This is a genomic window from Cellulophaga baltica, assembly GCF_900102165.1.
In the GTDB taxonomy this organism is placed as follows: Bacteria; Bacteroidota; Bacteroidia; order Flavobacteriales; family Flavobacteriaceae; genus Cellulophaga; species Cellulophaga baltica.
On sequence record NZ_FNBD01000015.1, the window covers coordinates 1 to 26,046 of the forward strand.

26 protein-coding genes are annotated in these 26,046 nt (G+C 34.3%); 18 read left to right on the plus strand and 8 right to left on the minus strand.

What is annotated here, in order from left to right:
* Positions 1–175: 175 nt before the first annotated feature.
* Entirely contained in the window at positions 176–901 is a 726-nt protein-coding gene (locus BLQ19_RS18495) for an NUDIX hydrolase (RefSeq protein ID WP_074539321.1), read from the minus strand.
* Positions 902–1,111: 210 nt separating this feature from the next.
* Here BLQ19_RS18495 and BLQ19_RS18500 point away from each other — a divergent pair, with 210 nt between their 5' ends.
* A complete protein-coding gene (locus BLQ19_RS18500) occupies positions 1,112–2,602 on the plus strand; it encodes a mannitol dehydrogenase family protein (protein ID WP_074539322.1) in 1,491 nt (496 codons plus the stop codon).
* Between the two features lie 72 nt (positions 2,603–2,674).
* Here BLQ19_RS18500 and BLQ19_RS18505 read toward each other — a convergent pair whose 3' ends face one another.
* The 6 genes from BLQ19_RS18505 to BLQ19_RS18530 all read right to left on the minus strand — a co-directional run bounded on the left by BLQ19_RS18505 (position 2,675) and on the right by BLQ19_RS18530 (position 9,594).
* On the minus strand, positions 2,675–3,556 hold the full coding sequence (locus tag BLQ19_RS18505) for a carbohydrate kinase family protein (protein ID WP_025615610.1): 882 nt from the start codon (positions 3,554–3,556) through the stop codon (positions 2,675–2,677).
* Positions 3,556–5,052 carry a mannitol dehydrogenase family protein gene (locus tag BLQ19_RS18510; RefSeq protein ID WP_074539323.1) on the minus strand — a complete coding sequence of 499 codons (1,497 nt, stop codon included), beginning with the start codon at positions 5,050–5,052 and terminating at the stop codon, positions 3,556–3,558. Before BLQ19_RS18510 ends, BLQ19_RS18505 begins: the two co-directional genes overlap by 1 nt.
* 11 nt (positions 5,053–5,063) lie before the next feature.
* Positions 5,064–6,032 (minus strand): ABC transporter permease, encoded by a 969-nt coding sequence (locus BLQ19_RS18515; RefSeq protein ID WP_074539324.1) that lies wholly within the window; start codon positions 6,030–6,032, stop codon positions 5,064–5,066.
* Positions 6,033–6,063: 31 nt separating this feature from the next.
* Positions 6,064–7,578, minus strand: a complete 1,515-nt coding sequence (locus BLQ19_RS18520; protein ID WP_074539325.1) for a sugar ABC transporter ATP-binding protein — start codon at positions 7,576–7,578, stop codon at positions 6,064–6,066.
* 18 nt (positions 7,579–7,596) lie between these two features.
* The gene (locus tag BLQ19_RS18525) at positions 7,597–8,661 is read right to left on the minus strand and encodes a substrate-binding domain-containing protein (RefSeq protein WP_074539326.1); all 1,065 of its coding nucleotides are present in this window, start codon (positions 8,659–8,661) and stop codon (positions 7,597–7,599) included.
* A 159-nt stretch (positions 8,662–8,820) separates the two neighbouring features.
* On the minus strand, positions 8,821–9,594 hold the full coding sequence (locus BLQ19_RS18530) for a hypothetical protein (protein ID WP_254788433.1): 774 nt from the start codon (positions 9,592–9,594) through the stop codon (positions 8,821–8,823).
* Between the two features lie 353 nt (positions 9,595–9,947).
* On the opposite strand from BLQ19_RS18530, the gene thrS reads away from it, so the two are divergent.
* The 5 genes from thrS (at position 9,948) to BLQ19_RS18555 (ending at position 13,773) form a co-directional block, all read left to right on the plus strand.
* Entirely contained in the window at positions 9,948–11,891 is a 1,944-nt protein-coding gene (gene thrS / locus BLQ19_RS18535) for a threonine--tRNA ligase (RefSeq protein ID WP_074539327.1), read from the plus strand.
* A gap of 30 nt (positions 11,892–11,921) precedes the next feature.
* Positions 11,922–12,479, plus strand: coding sequence for a translation initiation factor IF-3 (gene infC, locus BLQ19_RS18540; protein WP_081688264.1), 558 nt, complete (start codon positions 11,922–11,924; stop codon positions 12,477–12,479).
* 118 nt (positions 12,480–12,597) lie between these two features.
* Positions 12,598–12,795 (plus strand): 50S ribosomal protein L35, encoded by a 198-nt coding sequence (rpmI, locus tag BLQ19_RS18545; RefSeq protein ID WP_013551342.1) that lies wholly within the window; start codon positions 12,598–12,600, stop codon positions 12,793–12,795.
* Positions 12,796–12,889: 94 nt separating this feature from the next.
* The gene (gene rplT / locus BLQ19_RS18550) at positions 12,890–13,234 is read left to right on the plus strand and encodes a 50S ribosomal protein L20 (RefSeq protein WP_074539329.1); all 345 of its coding nucleotides are present in this window, start codon (positions 12,890–12,892) and stop codon (positions 13,232–13,234) included.
* 119 nt (positions 13,235–13,353) lie between these two features.
* Positions 13,354–13,773, plus strand: coding sequence for a DUF4870 domain-containing protein (locus tag BLQ19_RS18555; protein WP_024481379.1), 420 nt, complete (start codon positions 13,354–13,356; stop codon positions 13,771–13,773).
* Here BLQ19_RS18555 and BLQ19_RS18560 read toward each other — a convergent pair.
* Positions 13,770–14,192, minus strand: a complete 423-nt coding sequence (locus BLQ19_RS18560) for a secondary thiamine-phosphate synthase enzyme YjbQ (RefSeq protein WP_024481380.1) — start codon at positions 14,190–14,192, stop codon at positions 13,770–13,772. The two genes, BLQ19_RS18555 and BLQ19_RS18560, sit on opposite strands and share 4 nt — an antisense overlap.
* Positions 14,193–14,294: 102 nt before the next feature.
* Here BLQ19_RS18560 and BLQ19_RS18565 point away from each other — a divergent pair, with 102 nt between their 5' ends.
* From BLQ19_RS18565 to BLQ19_RS18620, 12 genes are all read left to right on the plus strand, one after another.
* Positions 14,295–15,095: an HAD family hydrolase gene (locus BLQ19_RS18565; protein ID WP_074539356.1), complete on the plus strand. Its 801-nt coding sequence runs from the start codon at positions 14,295–14,297 to the stop codon at positions 15,093–15,095.
* Between the two features lie 89 nt (positions 15,096–15,184).
* Positions 15,185–15,742 (plus strand): TetR/AcrR family transcriptional regulator, encoded by a 558-nt coding sequence (locus BLQ19_RS18570; RefSeq protein ID WP_024481382.1) that lies wholly within the window; start codon positions 15,185–15,187, stop codon positions 15,740–15,742.
* An 81-nt stretch (positions 15,743–15,823) separates the two neighbouring features.
* Entirely contained in the window at positions 15,824–16,375 is a 552-nt protein-coding gene (locus tag BLQ19_RS18575; protein ID WP_074539330.1) for a carboxymuconolactone decarboxylase family protein, read from the plus strand.
* A gap of 339 nt (positions 16,376–16,714) precedes the next feature.
* The gene (locus BLQ19_RS18580; protein WP_074539331.1) at positions 16,715–17,383 is read left to right on the plus strand and encodes a hypothetical protein; all 669 of its coding nucleotides are present in this window, start codon (positions 16,715–16,717) and stop codon (positions 17,381–17,383) included.
* Between the two features lie 12 nt (positions 17,384–17,395).
* A complete protein-coding gene (locus BLQ19_RS18585; RefSeq protein WP_074539332.1) occupies positions 17,396–18,085 on the plus strand; it encodes a haloacid dehalogenase type II in 690 nt (229 codons plus the stop codon).
* An 82-nt stretch (positions 18,086–18,167) separates the two neighbouring features.
* The gene (locus BLQ19_RS18590; RefSeq protein WP_074539333.1) at positions 18,168–18,902 is read left to right on the plus strand and encodes an SDR family oxidoreductase; all 735 of its coding nucleotides are present in this window, start codon (positions 18,168–18,170) and stop codon (positions 18,900–18,902) included.
* A gap of 32 nt (positions 18,903–18,934) precedes the next feature.
* The gene (locus tag BLQ19_RS18595) at positions 18,935–19,243 is read left to right on the plus strand and encodes an EthD family reductase (protein ID WP_025615622.1); all 309 of its coding nucleotides are present in this window, start codon (positions 18,935–18,937) and stop codon (positions 19,241–19,243) included.
* Positions 19,244–19,321: 78 nt separating this feature from the next.
* Positions 19,322–19,969 (plus strand): DsbA family oxidoreductase, encoded by a 648-nt coding sequence (locus BLQ19_RS18600; protein ID WP_074539334.1) that lies wholly within the window; start codon positions 19,322–19,324, stop codon positions 19,967–19,969.
* A 36-nt stretch (positions 19,970–20,005) separates the two neighbouring features.
* The gene (fabF, locus tag BLQ19_RS18605) at positions 20,006–21,247 is read left to right on the plus strand and encodes a beta-ketoacyl-ACP synthase II (RefSeq protein ID WP_074539335.1); all 1,242 of its coding nucleotides are present in this window, start codon (positions 20,006–20,008) and stop codon (positions 21,245–21,247) included.
* A gap of 25 nt (positions 21,248–21,272) precedes the next feature.
* Positions 21,273–22,343 (plus strand): L-dopachrome tautomerase-related protein, encoded by a 1,071-nt coding sequence (locus BLQ19_RS18610; protein ID WP_074539336.1) that lies wholly within the window; start codon positions 21,273–21,275, stop codon positions 22,341–22,343.
* Between the two features lie 151 nt (positions 22,344–22,494).
* On the plus strand, positions 22,495–23,256 hold the full coding sequence (locus tag BLQ19_RS18615; RefSeq protein WP_074539337.1) for an aspartate/glutamate racemase family protein: 762 nt from the start codon (positions 22,495–22,497) through the stop codon (positions 23,254–23,256).
* Between the two features lie 381 nt (positions 23,257–23,637).
* Positions 23,638–26,046, plus strand: coding sequence for a TonB-dependent receptor (locus BLQ19_RS18620; RefSeq protein WP_074539338.1), 2,409 nt, complete (start codon positions 23,638–23,640; stop codon positions 26,044–26,046).

Below are 26,046 nucleotides of genomic sequence, written 5' to 3' on the forward strand. Positions count from 1 at the left end.
GGAAAAAAAATTCAATCTTTTTTTTGACGTTTTTATAACACCCTAGAAACAAAGACTTAACAACAAATTAATTTTTGAAATTATAGCAAAGAAATTTAAAATTACCTCTAAAAGAATAACAACCTATCTACACAACGACATGTTTACTATTAAAAAGAACCAACCACAAAAGTCGCTATACACTTATTATATAATCTTTCTCTTTTACCGTATTATACACGTCTTTACTAAACACGTATAATTTAGAGGGTTTTTTAGAAACCCCTTTCCTTTTTTCATTCAAGGGTACTATATAAGGTTTGCCTAAAGACTTCTTTCTAAAATTGCGGTTATCAATCTTTATGTCTAATATAGACTCATAAGCGAATTGTAAATCATTTAATGTAAACTTCACAGGAAGGAAATTAAAGATGATAGGCTCCGTCATTATCTTTTTCTTCAAATCCTCATAAGCATCAGCCACAATTTTCTGATGATCAAAACCTAACTCTGGCAACGATTGATATTTAAACCACTTAAAGCCATCATGTTTAAGACTTACCACATCTAATGGCAACGCATAATAATACCCTATTGCCATAGACTGTGCTTGCACACCCCTACTTCGTATCCAAAGCAAATCTTTCACTGATTTAATCCTACTAGGATTCCCATACGTTCTAAACTGAATCTTGTCTGCATTTGACACCCCTGTGATTTCTTTGAAAATAAGATCTGCCGATTCTTCAAGTGTTTTACTTTTAAAAACATAGTAGCCGGTAATCACCCAATCATTAATCTCCAAAAACTCATCATCATACAAGTTTAAAGTCCTATTACGCAACAATACATGAAGTCCGTTTGCATCCAAAGCAAAAACAACACAATCTACCGTAACATTATCTCTTTTTCTAAAATCCATATTAAACCAAGCTGTGATAAACAAATATAAGAATTAAAACAGCCAATACCCGTATAAGATTAGACGAAGAAGGCTTCCTTTGATTAGCACTTTAAATTCATTGATTTGAGTTCCTTTTTTAGTAAATTTATCCTCTGATCTAAACTCTAGCAAAACAACATACCGCCATAAGAGTCTCTAGATTCACATTATAAACCATTAATAGTTTCTATGCCAAATTTGCTCTATTTAAATACTGAAAACACCAATTCCTTACCCAACAGTATTTTAAAATCTAACGTAGACCGTGATAAAATAAAAACAGGAATAGCACATATTGGTCTCTCCAATTTTCATCGTGCCCACCAAGCCTATTACATGCACGAACTTATAGAACAACATCAGGAATTAAACTTTGGAATTTGCGGTATAGACCTATTAGAATCGGATAGAAAAATATACAACATCCTTAAGGACCAAGACGGACTCTATACCTTAATTACTAAAAAGGCAAATGGCACTATAGACTACAAAATAATAAGCTCTATTATAGAATACTTTTATGGCCCTGAAAACCCACTAGCTGCCATAGAACGTTTAGCGCGACCTGATATCAAAATAATTTCTCTCACCATTGCTGAAGACGGTTACCATTTAAATGAAACAACTGGAGAATTTAATTTAACACATCCACAGGTTAAAGAAGACTCTTTAAGCAAGTTTAACCCCAAAACAGTTTTTGGGTATTTAACACAAATATTTAACCTACGTAAAGAAAGAGGCTTACCGGGCTGCACTATTTTGAGCTGTGACAACATACAAGCAAATGGAGATACGGTAAAAAAATCTTTCTTTAATTATGTAGAAAAGACTACTCCTTCTTTATTACCGTGGCTCCAAGAAAATACCAGCTTTCCGAATTCTATGGTAGACCGGATAACCACAGTTACTTCTGCAAAAGACATAGAGCTATTCAAAGACACCTATAATATTTATGATCAATGGCCGGTAGTCTCAGAACCGTTTAGCAAATGGATTATAGAGGACAACTTTATTTCCGGAAAACCGGATTGGGAAAAGGTAGATATTCAATTTGTAAAAGATATTGAACCTTTTGAAAATGCTAAACTTCGAATTCTAAATGCTGGCCACTCTATACTAGGAATTTTAGGTACTTTAAACGGATACAAATATGTACATGAAGTAGCTAACGACGAAGATTTTATTTTCTTTCTAGAGCATTACATTAAGACGGAAGTAATTCCTAGTTTGCAAAACACAGAACAGCAAAATCTAAAAGCCTATAAGAAAGAAGTCATTGATCGTTTTAAAAACCCACATATTAATGATAGCCTTTCTAGGATTTGCAAAGAGAGCTCTTCTAAAATTCCGATTTTTGTATTCCCTACATTACTAAAACAGCTCAGCAATCAAGAATCCATAGCCCACGCTACATTTGTTATGGCTGCTTGGTGTAAATATTATGATGGTGTTGATGATTACGGCAAAACTTTTGACATTACAGACAACTTAAGCAATCAACTTATTAGAACCGCTGCACTTTCACAACAAAACCCACAACTGTTTTTAGAAAACAACAGTCTATTTAAAGACTTAGTACATCACGACCGATTTAAAGAACGATTTGAATACTACCTTTCTAAACTAAGATCATTATCCATTAAAGAAGGTCTAGTCTTAATGAACACCGGAAAACTATAATAACTAAAAAAACGCACTTTAACCATGCCATGATTAAAGTGCGCCACTCAACAAAAAAACAACTCTAAAAATTTACGAGGTCATCATAACCACTACTTCTTCTTGACTTATCTCAGGATTAGCTCCTGCTTTACTTGCCACAATGGCACCTATAGCACAGGCAAAATCTACAGCATCTTGAGGATTCTTTTTCTTTAATAATTTATCTATTAACCCTGCCAAAAAAGAGTCTCCTGCCCCAACCGTATCTACTACCTCTATGTGATAGCCACTATTATGGTAAAACACCCCTTTAATATAAAGGACAGCTCCATGCTTACCCTTAGTAACACATATAGCATCTGTATTTGTGCTTTCTGCTATAAACTGAATGGTATGCTCCAAACTTACAGACTTAGAACCCAACATTTCACTTATTTCATAAATTTCGTCATCATTGAATTTTACAAAATCTGCCTGATGCATTAAATACTCAAGAATCTCTTTCGTATAATACGGCTCTCTTAAATTGACATCAAATATTTTATATGAAGCAATCTTAAGCAACTTATAGAGTGTTTCTTTAGACTTTTCATTCCTAGCCACTAAACTACCATAGATAAAAGCATCTGAATCTTTCACTGTTTTCTGAGCTGTAGAAGACAATTCTATTTGATCCCAAGCTCTAGGAAACATTATATCATAAGCTGCCGATCCTTTGGAGTTCAATACCACTTTAACGGTTCCTGTCTTTAAAGTATCATCTACTTGCAAGCCATTTCCATTAATTCCGTTTTCTTTGATATACTCATAAATTCCTCTCCCATCTGCATCCGCACCAATTCTACTGATTACAGACACGTTATTTCCTAAAGAATTTAAACGAATTCCCACATTTAATGGTGCTCCTCCAATTTTCTTATGCTCCGGAAATTCATCCCACAACACTTCACCAAAACAAGTTATATCACTCATTATATTTTATTTAAGATCTCATTATTTAAATCTGCCACACATTTCTCAACACCATGTTTCAAAATGTCATCATATGATTCGCGGTACGCATTAACAAAGACTTCTGATTTTTTCAAATCTCCAAAAACCGATTCAATACTTAGAAATTCTTTTGGCTCATTTTTAGCCTCTATTGCTTTCTGATGCAACACCTCTGCCAATGCATCTTTAATCACTAACGGATTACCGTTCTCATCGAATCCTAAGGAATAAATAGCCCAAGCCGCAATAACAAACGCTGCTAATTTAACAGATCCACTCTCCTTTAATTGCGCATTGATTGTAGGCAATATAAATATAGGAAGCTTCGCAGAAGTTTCTGAGCAAATTCTATCAATTTGATCCTTAATATATATATTCCCGAAACGCTGAATTAAAGAATGCTTATAGCTTTTTAAATCGACACCTTCTAAATTACCCAGAACTGGCGTCACTTCAATATCCATATACAATTTTAGAAACTGACTAATTGCTGGATCATGTACCGCTTCATCAATTGTAGCATATCCTTTTAATGCTCCTAATATTCCTAAAACAGAATGACCGGCATTAAGCAAACTCAACTTCATTTTTTCATAAGGAACTACATCTGCCACAAACTGAGCCCCAACATTTTCCCATGCGGGTCTTCCTGCAGCAAAATCATCCTCAATAACCCATTGCTTAAATGGTTCACAAACTACTGGCCAAGCATCATCAATACCTGAATTTTCTTTTAATGCTGATATATCTACTAAACTTGTAGCTGGTGTAATCCTATCTACCATACTATTTGGGAATGTGACATTTGCATGAATCCATTCCACCAATGAAGGCGCTGCTTTTTCGACATAACTCAATAACATGTTCTGAATCATATGCCCATTACCCTGAACATTATCACATGATTGAATAGCCACACCTTTTAAATGCTGTTCTTTACGCGCTTTTAAAGCTTGCGTCAAATAACCGAATATTGTCTTTGGCGTCGTAGGATTTTCTAAATCATGCTGAATTAAAGGATTTGCAAAATCGAATTTCTTAGTTGCTTCATTATAATTATACCCCCCTTCTGTAATGGTGAGTGTTATAATCTTAATATCCTGATGCGCCATTTTATCAATAACTGCAGCAGGATTTTCTGGTGCAAATAGATACTCTACGATAGAGCCTACGATAGTTTTTGTCAGCGTACCATCCAATTCTTTTACTATTAACGTGTAAAGACCATCTTGGTCTTTAAGCGTCTGATATATTTTTTGATCAAAATCTAATAACGCCACGCCACAGATTCCCCAATCTTTATTTCCTTCTTTGTGTAATAATTGATCTGTATAATATGCTTCGTGCGCCCTATGAAAGCCACCAATACCCACATGAACAATACCCACCTTTACATCTGACCTATCATATGCTGGAATAGCTGCGCTTCCCGAAAATTTTGATAGATTCTCACTATTTAATTTATAACTTGCCATCAATCTTATTATTATTTATTTTCAAAACGTTGCAGTAATACCGCAAATATGATAATCCCACCTTTTACTACTTGCTGCGGATAAGAAGGTACATTCAATAGATTTAATATATTCCCTATCAAACCTAGAATTAAAACTCCCATCAACGTATTTATAGCAGAACCTCTACCGCCATTTAAACTAGCACCACCAATTACAACTGCTGCAATAGCATCTAATTCCCAAGCCATACCCATATTCGGAGAACCAAGATTTGTTCTTGAAGCAACAATGATTGCCGCTATTGCCGCTAATGAGCCAGAAATTGCGTAGACTAAAAATTTGTATTTATTTACTTTAATCCCTGATAAGCGAGAAGCCTCTTCATTACTACCTATAGCAATGATTAATCTACCAAACACATTATAACGCAGCATTACAAATGCAGCAGCTACGATGATAAAAAATACGATAGCTATATTAGGCACACCGATGGTAGAATTATTTGCGAAGTTTGACATAAATTCTCCTCCTGGTGTTTTAAATGTAATAGGAGATCCTTTAGAATAAATAAAACCTAGCCCTCTTGCTACGGTCATCAAAGCCAGAGTTGCTATAAATGGTGCCATTTTTTGATAAGCCACCAAATACCCGGAGACACTACCCAGACCAAAACCAATAACCACTGTTATTAAAATTGCCACGGGCAACACCACAATATTTACTAAGATGGCAAATGTAACCGCTAACAAAGCCACTAAGGACCCTACTGACAAATCTATACCTCCTGTTAAAATAACGATAAGCATACCGATACTAATAATTCCTATACCGGAAACCTGTTTTAATAAGTTTGAAAGGTTTACCGACGTAAAGAATACATCAGATATTACCGCCGAAAAAATTAACAATACTATGAAAATGAAAATAGTATTGTACTTTATTAAAAACTTTAGCAAACCTTCTGGACTACTAAGTTGTTGTTTTAAATTTAAAGCCATTGTTTGTTTGTTTTTTGTATGTTGAGTTGAGTTACTTTAATTGTTCCCCGATGGAATAGCGAAGTATGTTTTCTTCTGAAAAATTTTCTTTTGGCAATTCTCCGTATATACTACCTTCATGCATAACCAAAATTCTATCTGAAATTCCCATAATTTCTGGCATATCAGAAGAAATGACAATGACCGCCACACCCTTTTTCGCTACTTCATTAATAAGGTTATAAATTTCTACTTTAGCACCCACATCTACCCCACGAGTAGGTTCATCTATAATAATAACCTTACTATTTACACTCAGCCATTTTGCTAAAGCAACTTTTTGCTGATTACCTCCACTCAAGTTTTTTACTTGAACTTCAGAGCTCACTGTTTTTATATTTAGTTTTTCAATAAGGTCCTGAGCATTCTTAGTTTCCTTATCTACACTAATAAAGCCTAACTTGCTAGAGATCGGTCCAAAATTGGTTACACTAATATTTCTTCTAATAGATAAAGGAAGAAAAACTCCTTCCTCTTTTCTGTTTTCTGACACAAGACCAATCTCATACCCAACAGCATCTACAGGAGATTTTGTTTTAATCTCTTCTCCATGCAAGAAAATACTGCCTGACTTCTTTTTATCTGCCCCAAAAATCAATTTAGCCGTTTCTGTTCTTCCGCTACCTCCAAGACCTGCGATACCCAAAACCTCTCCAGCTCTAACTGAAAAAGAGACGTCATGCACTAAAGTATCTTTTGCAGTAAGGTTTTTTACTTCAAATATTGGAACCTCACCTACTTTTACATCACGCACAGGATACAAATCTTTCAACTCTCTACCAATCATCAAACGTATCACCCCATCCGTATCTGTTTCTGAAACAGGCATACTTCCAGTATCTACACCATCTTTTAAAACCGTAACCGTGTCAGCTATTTTAAAAATTTCATCTAGGTGATGCGAGATATAGATAATGGATATCCCTGTTTTTTTTAATCGCAATAAATTATCAAACAATTTCTGAGCATCTGTAGGATCAAAAACCGTGGTAGGCTCATCCAATACTAAAACCTTAGTATCTTCCGAAATAGCTTTCGCTATTTCTACTACTTGTTTTTGGACTATACTCAAATCTCTAACCGTAGCTGTGGCGTCAATATTAAATCCTAAAGAATTTATGAGTTCTTGAGCATCGTGCGTAATTTTCTTCCAATTCATCCAAAACTTACTTGCACCTAATTTGTGCAAGTAAATATTTTCTGCCACAGAAAGATCGTTCACTAATGAAAGCTCTTGATACACCACATTAATACCCAAAACTTGACCGTCATGTGTATTTTTAGGATTTATCTCTTCTCCATTTAATAAAACTGTTCCCGCATCTTTTTGATGTACACCACTAAGAATCTTCATTAACGTAGATTTCCCTGCGCCATTCTCTCCAAGTAAGGCATGGATTTCTCCATGCTTCACTTTTAAATTTACATTACCTAAAACCGAAACTTGTCCGAAACTTTTAGATATCCCAGTCATTTCTAACCGGTATTCACTATCTGAGTTTTGCATATCAACTAATCTTACCGATTAAAATAAAGCTTTAGGATCGTAATATTTTGCAGCGTTTTCTTTGGTTATTAATAAAGGCGCTGTAAATGAAGTCTTCTTAAAATCTCTCTTACCGTTTATATATTGAATCGCATACTCAACCGCATTTTTACCAATTTGCACTGGACTATTCATTGCAGTACATCCGTAAAAATCTGTATCCATAATATATTTTATAGCTTCTTTCTGACCGTCTGCACCAGCAACGATTAAAATATCATCTGTTTTACCTGCTTGCGCAATTGCTTTAATAGCACCAAGAACACAAACATCAGACTCTGTAATCACTACATTAATATCTGGATGCGCGACCAAAATATCTTCCATTGCCTTTAAACCTCCTGCATATGACCAATCTGTATACATTTGAGTTTTAATATCTAAATCTATATATCCTAATGTTCTTAACTGCTCCTCTGTGATACCCTGCAACAAACCTTGCTTACGAGTTCTTCCCACAGGATTACCCGCATTACCACTTAATAAAGCAATATTCATTTTTTCTTTTCCAAACTTTTTAGCTAACCATTCTCCTGCCAATTCGCCATTTGCTAAATTGTTAGATTGAATTGTAGTTACAAAATCTGCAGAAGGATCAATAGAACTATCAATTATAAATACTGGAATACCAGCAGCCTTAGCCAACTTAGTTACCCCTACCAATGCATCAGGATCTTTCGGGTTTAATAGCAATGCATCTACACCTTTGGTAATCAAATCTTCTACTGCTGCAATTTGCTTATTAATATCATCCTGTCCATCCGCAGATAAAAACACCATTCCGTTTTTTTCTGTACTGGCTTGAATACTTTGTAATAAAGCTTGATAATATGGTGCATTTAATGAAGGAGTACAATACCCTATTTTCATACCGGTAAGATCAATAGCGCTCTCTATTTTTTCACTTGTATCTGTAGCAGCATCGGTACCTGATTTAGATTTATCTACTTGCTCCACACAACTGGCGAGATTAAAAAATAAGGTCACCACCATTAAAGGCTTTAGAAGCCACTGAATAATATTTTTTTGTTTCTTAGTTTTCATAATAAATTGTTTTAAAATTTAGTTGAGATTAATTATATTCTATTTATTAAAATAAGGTAATATCTAATTGAAGCACTGTTTTTTCTTTTTCAGGATTCCACATGGCCGTAACTTCTACAGGCATTTTATAGGTTCCGAAATTAATATTCTTTCCAAGAGTCACCCTACATTAATAACATTACCCGCTCCTTCCGTATAAAACGTTTTATCTGTAAAAAACGACCAAGCACCGCCAGCAAATAAGGATAAGCTATAATCATCTTTTTCCCACACTTTACTTTTAACTTCAAAATAATGGGTCCAAGAATTTTTCAGAGAAGCATCTTCTTGCACTTCATAATCACCAGAGCCTCCGCCTAATATCGTAGCAACGTATAACAAGGTATTATCAGAAATATTATACCCGAAGTTTAAATCTACAAAATTATATCCTTGTGTTTTATCATAACTCCAATACTCCAACTTATCTCCTCTTTCCTCAACACCTGTATAGTTATTATGCGTAACCGCTTCTATAAAGAATTTATTTGAAAAACGATATGAGGTATAAATTGAAAATTCTTTATAATTAGCACCTACATAATCTCCTGTATCTTTATTAACAACATCTACACTTGTTAAGCTGGCCCCACCCCAAACACCAAAAGTAAATTTCTGATCTCTAGTCTTATATTCCAAGCTGGTTGCAAAAACTGCACCTGGGTGTACCACAAATCCATGCCATGTATGCATATTTTTAATATGAGCATTTGCATTAAAAGCTTTATAAGTATCTATTTCCGTTTCGCCTTCTTGAGCAGAAGAAATATGCACTCCTATAAATAGTAAAATACTAAATAAAGCTATAGGTAACATTCTCAAGCTATTAGCTTTTACCAAAGAATGTTCGGAAGCCAATACCTCTTGTACGCGTGTTTTCCTTGTGTTTTTCATTATTCAGGGTGTTATTTGGGTTAAATTATTTATTAAACGTACTATTAACGTTTTTTCAAATGTAAAATAAAAATTGACATAACAATAAATTTTAACATATTAAAATAGATATATCACAATAATACCCCCGTTTAATTCGATGATTGACACAATAAAAGAGAAACGAAAATACATCTAACGTAGATAAAACGTTTTAAAATACCGAATATCTCTCACTCTTTCATTATCGAAGAATTAACTCTTATTAAGGTTGATTTTTTTAATTTTAAACCCTTAGACTAAAAAAGTCTTTGAAATATAATTGAAAGTATTTTTGATGCCCTTATCTTTGTAGCTTATAACTATGTATCAGTATGATTAAGATTACATTACCAGACGGTAGTATTAGAGAGTGCGAAAAAGGAAGCACACCAATGGATGTTGCTAAAAGTATTAGTGAAGGATTTGCGAGAAATGTTATTTCTGCAAAATTCAATGACACCGTACTTGAAGTTACCACCCCGCTTTTAGAAGATGGTTCCCTAATATTATATACTTGGAATGATGCAGCAGGAAAAAAAGCCTTTTGGCATTCTTCTTCTCACGTTGTTGCGCAAGCTATTGAAGAGTTATACCCTGGAGTTAAATTAACAATAGGGCCTGCTATTGATAACGGATTTTATTACGATGTAGATTTAGGAGAAAACAAATCTATCTCAGATAAAGACTTCCCTGCGATAGAAAAAAAGGCAATAGAAATAGCTAGAGGTAAGCATAATTTTGAGATGCATGCCGTATCTAAAGCCGATGCGTTAAAGAAATACAAAGAACAAGGCAACGAATACAAAGTTGAACTTATAGAAAATCTGGAAGATGGCACAATCACTTTCTGTGATCATGATACGTTTACAGATTTATGTAGAGGGGGTCATATCCCTAATACAGGAATAATAAAAGCGATTAAAATTTTAAGTGTCGCAGGAGCTTATTGGAGAGGTGATGAAAACAAACCACAACTTACTAGAGTTTATGGTATTTCATTCCCAAAACAAAAAGAGCTGACAGAATATTTAGAATTATTAGAGCAAGCGAAACAAAGAGACCATAGAAAATTAGGAAGAGAATTAGAGCTATTTACCTTCTCTGCTAAAGTAGGACAAGGTTTACCTTTATGGTTACCTAAAGGAGCTGCTTTGCGCGAAAGATTAGAAAACTTCCTAAAGAAGGCACAGAAAAAAGCGGGTTATGAAATGGTAGTCACACCTCATATAGGCCAAAAGGAATTATACGTTACCTCTGGTCATTATGCCAAATACGGAGAAGATAGTTTTCAGCCTATCAAAACTCCTAAAATGGATGAAGAATTCTTGTTAAAACCAATGAATTGCCCACACCACTGTGAGGTTTACAACTTTAAACCTCATTCTTATAAAGATTTACCGAAGCGTTTTGCTGAATTTGGTACTGTATATAGATATGAGCAGAGTGGAGAGCTACATGGCCTAACACGTGTTAGAGGTTTCACTCAAGATGATGCTCACATTTTCTGTACTCCAGATCAATTGGATCAAGAATTTAAAAACGTTATCGATTTATCCTTATATGTTCTAGGTTCTTTAGGCTTTGATAATTTTACGGCACAGGTTTCTGTACGTGATTTAACCAAACCAGAAAAATATATTGGTTCTGTTGAAAATTGGGAAAAAGCGGAAAATGCAATTATAAATGCTGCAAAAGAAAAAGGTCTCAAGTTTGTAATTGAAAGTGGTGAAGCTGCTTTCTATGGTCCAAAATTAGATTTTATGGTTAAAGACGCCCTTGGTAGACAATGGCAATTAGGAACTATTCAAGTAGACTACAATCTTCCTGAACGTTTTGATCTTACCTATAAAGGTAGTGACAATGAACTTCATAGACCCGTAATGATTCACCGTGCTCCTTTTGGCAGTATGGAACGTTTTATCGCCCTATTATTAGAGCATACAGGAGGTAATTTCCCACTTTGGTTAATCCCAGAACAAGCTATAATTTTACCGGTCAGCGAGAAACATGAAAAATATGCGGAAAAAGTTTTAAATTCGCTAGAAAAACACGAAATTCGCGCACTTGTTGACAAGCGTAATGAGACTGTTGGCAAGAAAATACGAGAAGCAGAGATGAATAAATTACCATTTATGCTTATCGTAGGAGAAGATGAAGAAGCTAAAGAAACCATCTCTGTGCGTAGACATGGAGGCGAAGATTTAGGATCAATTACAATTTCTGACTTTAATGAGTTGGTAACTAAAGAAATAAATAGTACCTTAAAGTCGTTTTAAAAAAATAAGTTTAATTAAAAAGATTTAGTCATAGCAATAAGAAAAAGATTTAAACCCCAACCACGGAGGGAAAACAAAAACCCTCACAAGATCAACGCACAAATACTTTCTCCTAACGTAAGGTTGGTAGGTGATAATGTAGAAGTTGGTGTTTACCCTATTAGGGAAGCACTTAACAAATCTGAGGAATTAGAATTAGATTTGGTAGAGATATCTCCAAATGCTGATCCGCCTGTTTGTAAGATAACAGATTATAAAAAATTCTTATACGAGCAAAAGAAGCGCGAAAAAGTCATGAAGGCTAAAGCGACTAAAGTTGTTGTAAAAGAAATTCGTTTTGGACCACAAACTGATGATCATGATTATGAGTTCAAAAAGAAACATGCTGAGAAATTTTTAAAAGACGGAGCTAAGTTAAAAGCATACGTGTTTTTTAAAGGACGTTCAATTGTTTATAAAGATCAAGGTGAGATACTTTTATTGAAACTAGCTTCTGAATTAGAAGATTTAGGTAAAGTAGAACAAATGCCAAGATTAGAGGGAAAGAGAATGACTATGTTCATTGCTCCTAAAACAAACAAGAAGTAGTACATAACTCTGTTCTAAAATTGTTTAGAACTTACGAGATAAGATAAAGAAATTGCCAGCTGAAAAGCCGGCATTTTCCATAATAATAAGCGAGATAAATTAATAAACTAGGAACAAGATGCCTAAACAGAAAACAAAATCCAGTGCTAAAAAGCGTTTTAAGCTTACAGGTTCTGGTAAAATCAAAAGAAAGCACGCTTTTAAGAGTCACATTTTGACGAAAAAATCTAAAAAGCGTAAGCTAGCGTTAACACATTCAGGGTTAGTTCACCAGGCTGATGTTAACAGTATTAAAGAGCAGTTACGTTTAAAGTAATTTTCTCTTTACCGGTAAATTAATTATAAACCATGGAGTTAGGCCTTAAAAGTGTCGATCATCGACCGCCTACTACAAAAAACAATTTAAAAGTATGCCAAGATCAGTAAATTCAGTTGCTTCTAGAGCCAGAAGAAAAAAGGTAATGAAGCAAGCCAAAGGTTACTTTGGAAGACGTAAAAACGTTTGGACAGTAGCTAAAAATGCGGTTGAAAAAGCAATGTTATATGCTTACAGAGACCGTAGAAACAAGAAAAGAAATTTCCGTTCATTATGGATCACTCGTATTAATGCAGGTGCTCGTTTACAAGGAATGTCTTATTCTCAGTTTATGGGGAAAGTAAAAGCTAACAACATCGAATTAAACCGTAAGGTTTTAGCCGATTTAGCAATGAATCACCCAGAAGCTTTTAAAGCTGTCGTTCAAAAAATAAAGTAACATTAACAATATATCTCGCTTATAAAAAATCCGATTCTAACGAATCGGATTTTTTTTATCCTATCGTATACCTATCTTCTATTTAAATACGTTACCTATTTTCAATAAGAATTATAAAAATGAATGAAAACAATTTAATTGAAAACCCTATAATTAAAAATACGTTAAAAGAAGACCACAGCACATTAGCACTTTTACATTATAGCCAACTCTTAAATTTCTTTGGATTCTTCGGTATCATCATACCGGTAGTCTTATGGTCTACGAAAAAGAATGAAATTAAAGGAATGGATGAACATGGCAAACACGTGATCAATTACCAATTGAGTATGTTATTATACGGGGTAATTTACGCTATGCTGTTTGTCATCTCCATACTATTAACGTTTGTATTTATAGGATTTGTTTTTATTATCATCCTTAGTATTCTTGGAATACCACTAGCACTTCTCTTAATTGTATATCCCATTATAGGAGGTATAGCAGCATCAAAAGGAGAATTTTACAACTACCCTTTAACTATAAAATTTATACGTTAGTTTCCAAAGGCTGTAATAACAATAGTTCTTCCAGAAGCACTATCTCGATGTTCACATAAATATATCCCTTGCCAGATTCCTAAATTCAACTGGCCATTGGTAATGGGGATTTGAACTGAAGCCCCCATTAAAGAAGATTTGATATGTGCAGGCATGTCATCTGAACCTTCATAATCATGTTTATAATAGGGTTGATTTTCAGGCACCATAACATTCATGTGACTTTCAAAATCTAAGCGTACGGTTGGATCTGCATTTTCATTAATTGTTAAACTGGCCGAGGTATGCTTTATAAATACCTGAAGCATACCCACTTTAATATTTTTTAGTTCTGGAAGTTCTCGCAAGACTTGTTCTGTTATTAGATGAAAGCCCCTAGAAAAACTTTTTAACCTGAATTCCGATTGATAAAACTTCATAGCCTTTAACATTTATATACTAATATTAATACAAACTTATCTATTTAAACACAAATGTTCGTTGCTTATAGAATAACTTTGCAGCTTTTAAATTTTGAAACTATGGATCTATCAAAAATAAAAATGGTTGTTACAGATATGGACGGGACTTTATTAAACTCCGATCATCAAGTAAGCGCCAAATTCTTTTCATTATTTGAATCATTAAAGAAGAAGGATATTAAATTTGTTGCCGCAAGCGGAAGACAATACCATAGCATCGTTGACAAATTAGCAGCTATTAAAAATGATATTATAGTCATTGCCGAAAATGGTGGTGTTGCCAAGCAATATGGAAAGGAACTGCTAGTCACCCCCCTACCCAATGCTACAAAAAATGAGGTTATTGCTATTTTAAATGGCGTAGAAAATGTACACCCTGTACTCTGTGGGAAAGATAACGCATACATAACGAACAAGTCTACGATGTTCGAGCAGAAATTAAAAGAATACTACACCAACTATAAGGTCTTAGATAATTTAAATGACTTTGATGGCGAAATAGTTAAGATTGCTATTTATCACTTTAAAAACTCTGAAAAATACATCTATCCAAAAGTATTTCACCTGGAAAATGAATTACAAGTAAAAATATCAGGAGCTAATTGGGTAGATATCTCCAGTAAAAATGCTAACAAAGGGTATGCATTGGAAAAAGTGATGCAGGAAAATAACATCTTACCCCATGAGTTACTGGTCTTTGGTGATTATAATAATGATTTAGAAATGCTAGCCTTAGCAGACTACAGTTTTGCGATGAAGAACGCTCACCCTAAGGTTTTAAAACTAGCCAATTACCACACCGAAAGTAACGATAACTTTGGAGTAGAAAGAATTTTAGAACAACTAATAAACTCAAAATAAGGTATTTACACATTTAAGATACAATTAAAAGTTAAAATAATTTTTTATTTCAAAGCAAGTGCTTAGTTTTGCAGTGTACTTTAGAAGTAATGGCTCGTAAAAAACAATATAACGAAGAAGAAGTAATCAATAAAGCAATGCGGCTTTTTTGGAAAAATGGTTACGAAGCTACTTCTGTACGTATGTTAGAGAAAGAAATGGGTATCAACCAATTCTCTATCTACGCAAGTTTTAAAAATAAACAAGGTGTTTTTTTAGAAAGCATTAAAAATTATAAGAAGGAAATTAATGGAATTAAGGAAATACTGAGACAGTCTAACAACGGTGTCACCGGTATTAAACAATATTTCTATAATTTTTTAGAATTTTCAAAAGAAGGAACACTAAGAAAAGGTTGTTTGGTAACCAATTCTGTGAACGAAATTAAAGACGATGCAGATCCTGAGGTTATGGTAGAGCTTAAAAAGTTCGCAAATGAAATTAGAACTTTATTTGTAAGTAATCTAAAACAAGACGACCAAAGAAAAGAAATAGAATGTAAGGCAGATTTTTTAATGAATAGTCTTTTGGGTTTATCCATAGCATCAAAAGTATTTGATAAAGATCAGCTAGAAAATATAATAGAAGTTACGTTTAAAAACCTGTAACTTTTTTTTACCATATAACTAAGCGTTTGCTTAGTTTTTATTTAAATAAAACGAATAAATAATAATATAAAAATTAAAATTATGACAACTTTAAAAGTTCACAATATTGAATCTGCACCAGAAGCTGCAAAACCATTATTAGAGAATTCTCAAAAAGCATACGGAATGATCCCTGGACTACATGGTGTTTTGGCAACTGCTCCTAACCTTTTGAAAGCATACCAAACATTACATGAATTGTTTGTAGATACCTCTTTCAATAATGAAGAGCTTACCGTAGTGTGGCAAACCATTAACGTAGAACACGCTTGTCATTACTGTGTACCAGCACATACAGGTATTGCAAAAATGATGAAAGTAGATGATGCTATTACCGAAGCATTACGTAATGAAACTCCTTTAGCAGATGCTAAATTAGAAGCACTACGTACCATGACCTTAGCCATTACTCGTAACCGCGGAAACGTTTCTCAAGAAGATTTAGATGCTTTTTATACGGCTGGTTACGGTGAGCAACAAGTATTAGAAATAATTTTAGGGTTATCTCAAAAAGTAATTAGCAATTATACAAACCATATTGCAAATACTCCAGTAGATGACGCTTTCAAGAGTTTTGCTTGGTCTAAAAAATAATAAGTTATAATGCCACATGTAGATAAATGATGCAGGAGAGTGGCATATTTAAACCTTCCGTTTTAAAATCGGGAGGTTTAATTTTTTAAATAATAGCTATAGATATAGTTCTATTTACCACAACGCATCCAGTATAGAAGATTTAGTTATTCGGATTCATAGGTAGATAGGGCATAAATTGGGTTAGAACTACTTTTCACCTAAAGGATACTCCTTAAGTTCATACCTTTAAGTGGGATAGTTTCCCTTTATCAAACAGCTGTATTTTTCAGATAAAAAGAAGAATGGAGACATATAGCTTAAAATATTAGTTTTAAATCAAAAACAACCAAAATCAGTATGGAAATACAAAGCATTAACATAAAAAAGTTAGCAAAGTATTCTGTAGAAGAAGTATTTAGAACAAATACAGATGCTCCTGGTTTCGTTTTATTAGATTTCGGTAAAAGCCTATCCTATTATAAATTAAGAGAAATTATGGTGAGTTTAAAAAAAGAATTATCTAGTTTCACTATAAGTGAATATAATAAAAAATTAAGTTACCATTGGCTTGTGCGTTTTGACCAACAGGAAGATACTCCTTTCCATATAGACAATGCAGCAGAGGAATCTTTTTTAATGCTAGGGTATGAACCCAGTGAAATAGCTAGTGAATTATATATAGCCGACTATCATAAATTTGCTACTAATAATGAATTTGCTCCTACAGATTATTTAAGAAATTTTACGCCTGTATACCAAGAAGACGAATCCTTACTACGGCCATTTAGTACTAAAATAGTATCATTCCATAATGATACTTACAAAATTGTTTTAATAAACAATAGTAAACCAAAACCTGTAGCTAACACTTTGGGCGTATTTCACAAAGCAAAAATTGTTCGTAAAGATTTAAAAAAGAGTCGAATAGTAAATTCTATGATTATTAATATGCTTCCAGCGAATAAAATTATAGATAATGAGCCCGATGAAGAAGAATTTTTAAAGACAGCCTTAATTAGTAAATAAAAACTATTTTGTATGGAAACTAAAACAAGACCTAAAGTATTATTTTTTGATGTAAATGAATCTCTATTAGACTTAAACGTTATGAAAAAAAGCGTTGGTAAGGCACTAGGAGACAGAGAAGATTTATTACCCTTGTGGTTTTCTACCATGTTACATTATTCTCTTGTAACCACCCTTAGCGAGCAATTTACAGATTTTAGTGCTATTGGAGCGGCAGCATTACAAATGGTAGCCGCTAATAATACCATTACTATTTCAGAAGAAGATGCAAAAGAAGTAATGACCGCCTTTAGCGCATTACCGCCACACCCCGAAGTAAAAGAAGCTTTAACCGTATTAAAAGATACAGGATATACACTCGTATCTTTAACTAACTCCTCTACTAAAGGGGTAGAAACTCAATTCAAAAATGCAGGATTAACACATTTTTTTGATGAACGCTTAAGTGTTGAAGCATTTGGAAAATACAAGCCTGCTAAAGATGTTTATACTTGGGCCGCAAATAAAATGGGCGTAGCACCAGAAGATTGCATAATGATTGCCGCGCATGGATGGGATATTGCAGGTGCAATTTGGGCCGGTTGGAGAGGTGCATTTATAGCCAGACCAGGCAAACAATTGTATCCTTTAGCACCACTTCCAGAAATAAATGAACCTAATTTATTATTAATTGCAGAAAAACTTATTGCGCTTAAAGCATAATTAGCACGTACTACATCGGTACTTAAATAAATAACACACATAAACTAAGCTGATGCTTAGTTTAAATTAAAACAAATAAACTATGAGTATTTCTATAGAAAATAAAATTGCTTTAGTCACAGGAGCAAACAGAGGAATAGGTAAAGCCATTGTAGAATCCTTAATAAATCATGGCGCTAAAAAAGTGTACTTGGCAGTACGTGACCTATCTTCCACTAAAGAACTGGAAGATAAATTTGGAGCAAAGGTTGTAACTATTAAAGCCGATGTTTCTAGTACGACCTCTATAAACGATTTAGCTAAACAAGCTACAGATGTTGACATTGTAGTAAATAATGCTGGCATAGGAACACCGCAAGCAACACTTGGGGAAAACGTAGAAAAAGATTTCGCGCATCAATTAGAAGTAAATGCCTTTGGATTGTTACGTATAGCAAATTCTTTTGCCGATACATTAATTAAAAATAAGGGAGCATTAGTTCAATTAAACTCCATCGCCTCTATTAAAAACTTTGCACATTTATCTACTTATTCTGCTTCCAAAGCAGCTTCCTATTCTTTAACGCAAGGTCTAAGAACAGAACTAGGAGCAAAAGGAGTTTCTGTATTAAGCGTGCATCCTGGGCCTATTGCCACAGACATGGGTAGCGCAGCTGGTTTTGATGATGGTGCAGCCACAACGGTGGTATCAGAAGGTATTATCAGCGCACTAAAAGCAGGAGACTTTCACTTATTTCCAGATGAAATGGCAAAACAAGTAGAAAGTGCCTACCAAAGCTTTTCTGATAATGTGGTATTAGCAGATTTTTCAGCATAAAACAAAAACAATAAAAAACATAAAAAAATACGATGATAAAACTAACAGTACTATATCCAAATACTCCAGAACTAAAATTTGATAAGGCATATTATATTAAGGAGCACGGACAATTATTAAAAGATTTATTAGGAGATGCTATAATTTCTTCTGATGTAAATATGGGCTTATCTGGTGCCCAACCAAATACTCCTGCACCTTATGTTGTAATTTCTAATATTATTTTTGAATCTTTGAAATCATTTCAAGAGTCTTTTGGTGCTAATGCTGAAAAGATATTAGGTGATTTACCTAATTTTTCGAACGTAAAACCAGAAGTTCAGATCAGTGAAATTGTGTAACTCTTAGGGAGTTTTATATTCAAGAGAAGAATCCTATACAAAAGGTTTCTTCTCTTTTATCTTTAAAAAAATAATAAGATGACAGAAAAAATTAAAATAGATGTAGTTTCAGATGTTGTTTGTCCCTGGTGTGCCATTGGATACAAACGTCTTGAGCAAGCCATTACAGAAATGGGCATCCAAGATAAGATTAGCCTAGAATGGCAACCTTTTGAATTAAACCCTAATATGCCTGCAGAAGGTCAAGATTTAGAAGAACATATTACAGAAAAATATGGTTCTACTCTGGAACAGCAAAAAGAATCGCAAGAGCGCATGACCGATTTTGGTGCTGAGCTCGGTTTTAAATTTGATTATTTTGAAGGTATGCGTATGGCGAATACTTTTGATGCGCATGTACTTCTAGAGTATGCTAAAGAGCACCGACTGCAAACAGAGCTAAAAATGCGATTAATGAATGACTTTTTTGGAGCACATCAAGATGTATCTAAGAGAGAGGTTTTAAAATTAGCCTTAGAAGACGTTGGTTTAAATGCTGAAGAAGCATTTGCTGCATTAGATAATCAAGAGCTGCGTAAAAATGTAAAATCTACAGAACACTACTGGCAAGAATTGGGTGTCAACTCTGTTCCTACCATAGTCTTTAATAGAAAAAGTGCGCTTACAGGTGCACAACCTGTAGCGGTATATAAACAAGTGCTAACAGAACTTCTAGAAGCTAAATAATACGTAGATAGCAAATTTTAAAACTAATAAATTATTATGAAAAGAGTCGTCATTACCGGTTTAGGAGCATTGACTCCAATAGGAAACTCCGTAGACACATTTTGGGAAAATGCTATCAACGGACAAAGTGGTGCATCAAAAATTACCAAATTTGATACCTCCTTATTTAAAACAAAATTTGCTGCTGAACTTAAAGATTTTGATCCCAAAAAATATTTAGATCGCAATCAAATAAAAAGAAGTGACCTTTTTACCCAGTACGCCCTATATAGTGTTGCGGAAGCTATGGAAGATAGTGGTCTAGATACAAGCATAATGTCTCCTTTTGATATTGGCGTAATTTGGGGTACTGGCCAAGGAGGTATGCAAACTTTCGAGGATGAAGTTAAAAATTATGTAGAAGGCAATAAAAACCCACGCTTTAGTCCGTTTTTTATTCCGAAGTTATTATCTAATATGGCTTCTGGGTTGATTGCTATGAAATACGGTTTAATGGGAATTAATTATACAGCTGTTTCTGCCTGTGCATCTTCTAGTTCTGCTATTATGGACGCTTTTAATTATATCCGTTTAAACAAAGCCAAAGTGATGGTTACCGGCGGCTCTGAATCTCCTATTACCGAAGCTTCTATTGGAGGCTTCAACGCAATGAAAGCTTTATCAACAGCTAATGACCACGCAGAAGAAGCTTCTAGACCATTTGATGTAGACCGAAGCGGTTTTGTCATGGGAGAAGGTGCTGGCGCTCTAATCTTGGAAGAATACGAGCATGCAAAAAAACGTGGAGCTACCATCTACGCAGAAATTATTGGTGCCGCAATGACGGATGATGCTTATCATATATCTGCAACCCACCCAGAAGGCTTAGGGGCTATTAAAGCCATGCAATTAGCCATGGAGGAAGCCAACATAAACCCAGAAGCTGTAAATTACTTAAATACTCATGCAACCTCCACTCCTGTTGGAGATATTAGCGAGGTTAAAGCTGTAGCGACTACCTTTAACGACCGTTTTGATCAGCTTAAAATAAGTGCTACAAAATCTATGACGGGTCATTTACTGGGTGCTGCTGGCGCAATAGAGGCCATATTAGCTATTAAAACGATACAACACAATACCATACCGCCTACTATTAATACCACCACATTAGATCCTGAAATCCCTGCAGGTATGCCAATTGTAACAAAAGAAGCTATACCCCATAATGTTACCATAGCCATGAGTAATACGTTTGGATTTGGTGGTCATAATGCGACTACAATTTTTAAGAAAATATAATTAATTACAAAATAAAATCAAGACAATGAAACCTATTCCATATCTATTTTTAGTCGCTCTACTCTTTGTTTCTTGTAAGCAAAGCACAAAGGAACCAAAGGAAATCTCCGTTACAACAAAAGCTCCTGAGGTTACAACAGTAGCGTCTTTTTCAGGGCAGCAAGTCACGGGAGTAACGGTAACCACTACCGGCCGCATTTTCGTGAATTTTCCTAGATGGAGAAAAGGGGTCACAAATTCAGTCGTAGAACTAAGTAAAGGTATTGAAACCCCGTTTCCTAATAAAGAATGGAACTCTTGGGAGGTTGGGGATAAGATAGAAGCACAAAAATTTGTTGGCGTGCAATCTGTTGTTGCCTTTGAAGATAAATTATATGTATTGGACACTAGAAGTCCGCTTTTTCAAGAAGTATTAGATGCTCCTAGAGTTTTTGTCTTTAATCTAATTACAAAGGCATTAGAACATACCTATATTTTAACTGAAAATGCATATCACGCTAATTCTTATATCAACGATTTACGCGTAGATAAAAAGAATAACAAAATCTATTTTACAGATTCCGGAAATTCTGGACTAGTTATCTTGGACTTAAAAACAGAAACCTTTCATAGAGTTTTAGACGAACATAGTTCTACAGCGGCAGAACAAGGTTATTTAACTTTTACCGATGGAAAATGGATGAATACCGTACATTCTGATGGTATTGCTTTAGATACAAAAAATGATAAATTGTATTACCATGCACTTACTGGGTATAGCTTATACAGCATACCAACAAAATTATTAGTTATTGAGGATGAACTTGATCTTGAAAAAGCGGTTACCTTAGAAGCTAAAACATCGGCTCCTGACGGGATGATTTTTGATAAAAATGGTAATCTTTATTATGCCGATTTAGAGAATAATAAAATCATGTATCGCGAACCAAATGGAAGTGTACGTATTTTGTTGGAGGGTGATAAAGTACGATGGGCTGATACCTTTAGTATTTACGACAACCATTTATACTACACGAATTCTAGAATAAATGAAGTAACAGCAGACATATCTGAAATGGAATTTACACTTCATAAAATAGCACTACCAATCAATTAAATTTAACGGACCATTTGATAGAGAATTCTATATTCACAAAAAAATCAAATGGTTCTGAATACATTAGGAAAACTGGCTAAAGAATTATCAATTCTTTAGTACTAAACCATAAAAAATTTCTAGTTCTTTACACCATTAATTCAATTGAAATATGATTCATAAAACAATAGGCATTGTTGGTGGTGTTGGAAGTTATGCTGGTATAGATTTAATTAAAAAAGTATACGACCTTACCGAGGCTAAATCAGACCAAGAACATTTACCCGTTTCCATGTTGTCTGTTCCGCATAAAATTATAGATCGCACCAAATACCTATTAGGTGAAACCGATATAAACCCAGGTATTGCCATATCAGAAATTATAGCCTCATTAATTGCTAGCGGCTCTAGTATTATTGGTATCCCTTGTAATACCGCACATGCAAGACCTATTTTAAGTTTAATTGAAAAGAGTATACCAGAATCATGCGTACTCGTTAATCTTATTGAAGAGGTAGGCTTGCATATTTCAACAAAATACCCAGAAATTACAAAAGTGGGTGTTTTAGGAACTACCGGTACTATTTTAGCAAAAGTATATCCAGACGTACTCGCAAAATATAATATTGAGGTCATTCAACCTTCGGAAGACATACAAGATTTGTTTGTACACCCTTCCATTTATGACACGAGTTACGGAATCAAGGCTTTTTCAAATCCTGTAAATGAAAAGGCTAAAGAAAACCTGAGTATGGCCGCCACCTATTTATCAAGAAAAGGAGCACAAGCTGTTATATTAGGCTGTACCGAAATACCGCTAGCCATACAATATGAAAAGATTGAAGATAGCTTAATAATTGATGCTACTACCGTCCTTGCTAGCGCCCTTATTAGGGAGTCTAAAAAAATGGAAGAAGAGAACATAAATGAATAGAACTATTTACTAGAAACCATTTTTTAATTTATCAGACCAAAAGCTATAACATTCAATTAGATGTAGTTATAATTTCCCAGTATACATACTGTAGCCACTACGCACTCAAATGCTAATTAGCAGATACTTTCCAAGTTCCGTTTTTGCTCCACTAAAAACACTATTATCATCTTCTTCCCTTTTGACAAAGAAAAATAAGAGCTAACTCTTTTCCTTTAAAAAAACACACCTACTACTTCCTTATAAACGCAAGGTTTAAAGCATTTTAAAATTTAGAAATTAATTGATCGTATATAATTCTTAAAATATGTTAAGTTTTATTTGGAATTAATCTAAATAAATAGATACTTTTGCATTCTTATTTTTAATAAGTCTAAATAAATGCGTTTACTACTTTTAGTCACTACATTCTTTATAAGTTGTTTAGGATTTTCCCAAACGGGGGAACTATCTGGAGTTATTAGATTAGAGGATAATACACCTGTAATCAATGCGCATATCAAAGTTATAGGTACAACCAACAGTGCCGTAACAGATTTTGATGGTAGCTATATCATTGAAAACCTAGAGTATGGCACGTATAACCTCCTTATATCTACTATAGAAGCACATAAAAAAACAATTTCTATTACCATAGCTCAAGAAAAAACTTCAATTACCACCACTGTCTCAAGAAAAACTAATGAACTAAGTGAAGTGGTTGTAAACGGCCAAAGCAAAGAGACAAAGTTAGAAACGGCAGGGTATGCCGTGAATATCGTCAAAACTGAAGAAGCCAGTATTCGAAACATTCAGACCAATGAATTATTAAACACAACTGTCGGGGTGAAAATTCGTCAAAATGGAGGTTTAGGCTCTGATGTAACTTACAGTCTAAATGGATTATCAGGTAGCTCTATAAGAATTTTCATAAATGGTATTCCTAGTTCCACTTACGGTTCTTCTTTTAATTTAAATAGCATCCCGCCTTCTATGATTAAAAACATTGAGGTCTATAAAGGTGTAGTGCCTGGGCATTTAGCTGATGATGCTTTAGGTGGCGCCATCAATATAGTATTGCATGATAAAATTAAAAACCACCTTAATGCATCAGTCTCCTACGGTTCTTTCAACACATTACAGACAAGCGTCAATGGAGTCTATCGTTTTGATAAAACAGGCTTTACCGTAAAAGGCTCCTTATTTCATAATTATTCTGATAATGACTATAAAGTATCTGGAAGAAGTGTTTTAGTTACAGGTCTTGGAGGTGAACAAACACCTATAACCGCTAGAAGGTTTAATGATGCCTATAGATCTACAGGTGGAATGGTACACTTTGGCTATACTAACGTATCCTGGGCCGATCAGTTTTTCATTGGATTAACAGCTTCTGATGATTATAAGGAGGTGCAACACGGTGCTTTTATGACCATCACTCCCTATAAAGATAGATTTCTAGAATCGGATGCCCTTCTGGCAAACCTAAGCTATCAAAAGAAAAACATTTTTACAAAAGGATTGGATGTAACTATAAATGGATTGTACGGAAAAAGAAACCGTGCGGTAAATGATACCGTAGCTTGGGCATATAGTTGGTACGGAGAACGAGCTATAGATTTTAGAGGGAACGAATATCAATATACTTGGGGTTCACAACAAGAGGGCGGCCCCACCCTATCGAAAATAAAAAGAAAAGTAGCGGCTATCAGAACTGGTTTATCTTATACTATTGCAGAGAACCACAAAGTTTTATTAAACCATGTGTACAATAGCATTGATAGAGAAGACAGTGATGCCTTACAATCCGTTTTAGAAAATACGTTTATAGGAACAAGAGATTTACATAAAAATATTTTCTCTTTAACCTATGAATTAAATGCCCTTGATGATCAGTTAAAAGCAAGTGTATTTGGTAAACACTACCAGCAAAAAACAATTAGTATTGATCCCGAAATTGAAGCCGATGAAGATGGTAATGACTGGGTAGTTGATGAAATTGTAACTAGCACTAACGCCTACCAAGGTTATGGTTTCGCATCGTCTTATGCTATTACTCCTAGCATAACCCTATTAGCTTCCGCAGAAAAAGCCATTCGGTTACCAGATGAAACGGAAGTATTCGGAAATGACGGTGACAATGTAGTTGCCAACCCAAATATACGACCGGAAATAAGTAACAATTATAATCTAGGTTTCCGTCTTGGAAGCTTTAAGGTAAAAAAACACGAGTTTACCATTTCAACAAATCTTTTTACAAGAAATATTAAAGATAGAATTGGTTTACCTATTGAAACTTCTCTTAATGTTGATGACGAATTAATCGTATATGTAAACCAAGGTAATGCAAAATCTAAAGGAATAGATGCTCAATTGAATTATAGCTATAATAGCAATCTAGGTTTCAATTTTAATGTTTCTAGGTTTGATTTAACTACCGAAACAGCCGCAGGAACCGAATTTGATATTCCTAACACTCCGTTTTTAAATATGAATGGGAGTTTACGCTATTCTTTCAAAAATTTTATACAAGAAAAATCAAATCTAAACCTCTTCTACACCCTATACTTTACGGATGAGTTTTCATACTTGGTATCACAAGGATCAAATACGGTGGGAGATGATTTTTTTAAAGTACCACAACAAGTGGCCCAAGACTTTGGTCTTAGCTATGCTTTTCCTAGCAGCAAATTTGTAGTGAGTTTTGATGTCAAAAATATATTTGACAAACCTGTATATGACAACTTCTCCGTTCAAAAACCAGGAAGAGCCTTTTATTTAAAAATGAATTACACAATAGATAAATTATAA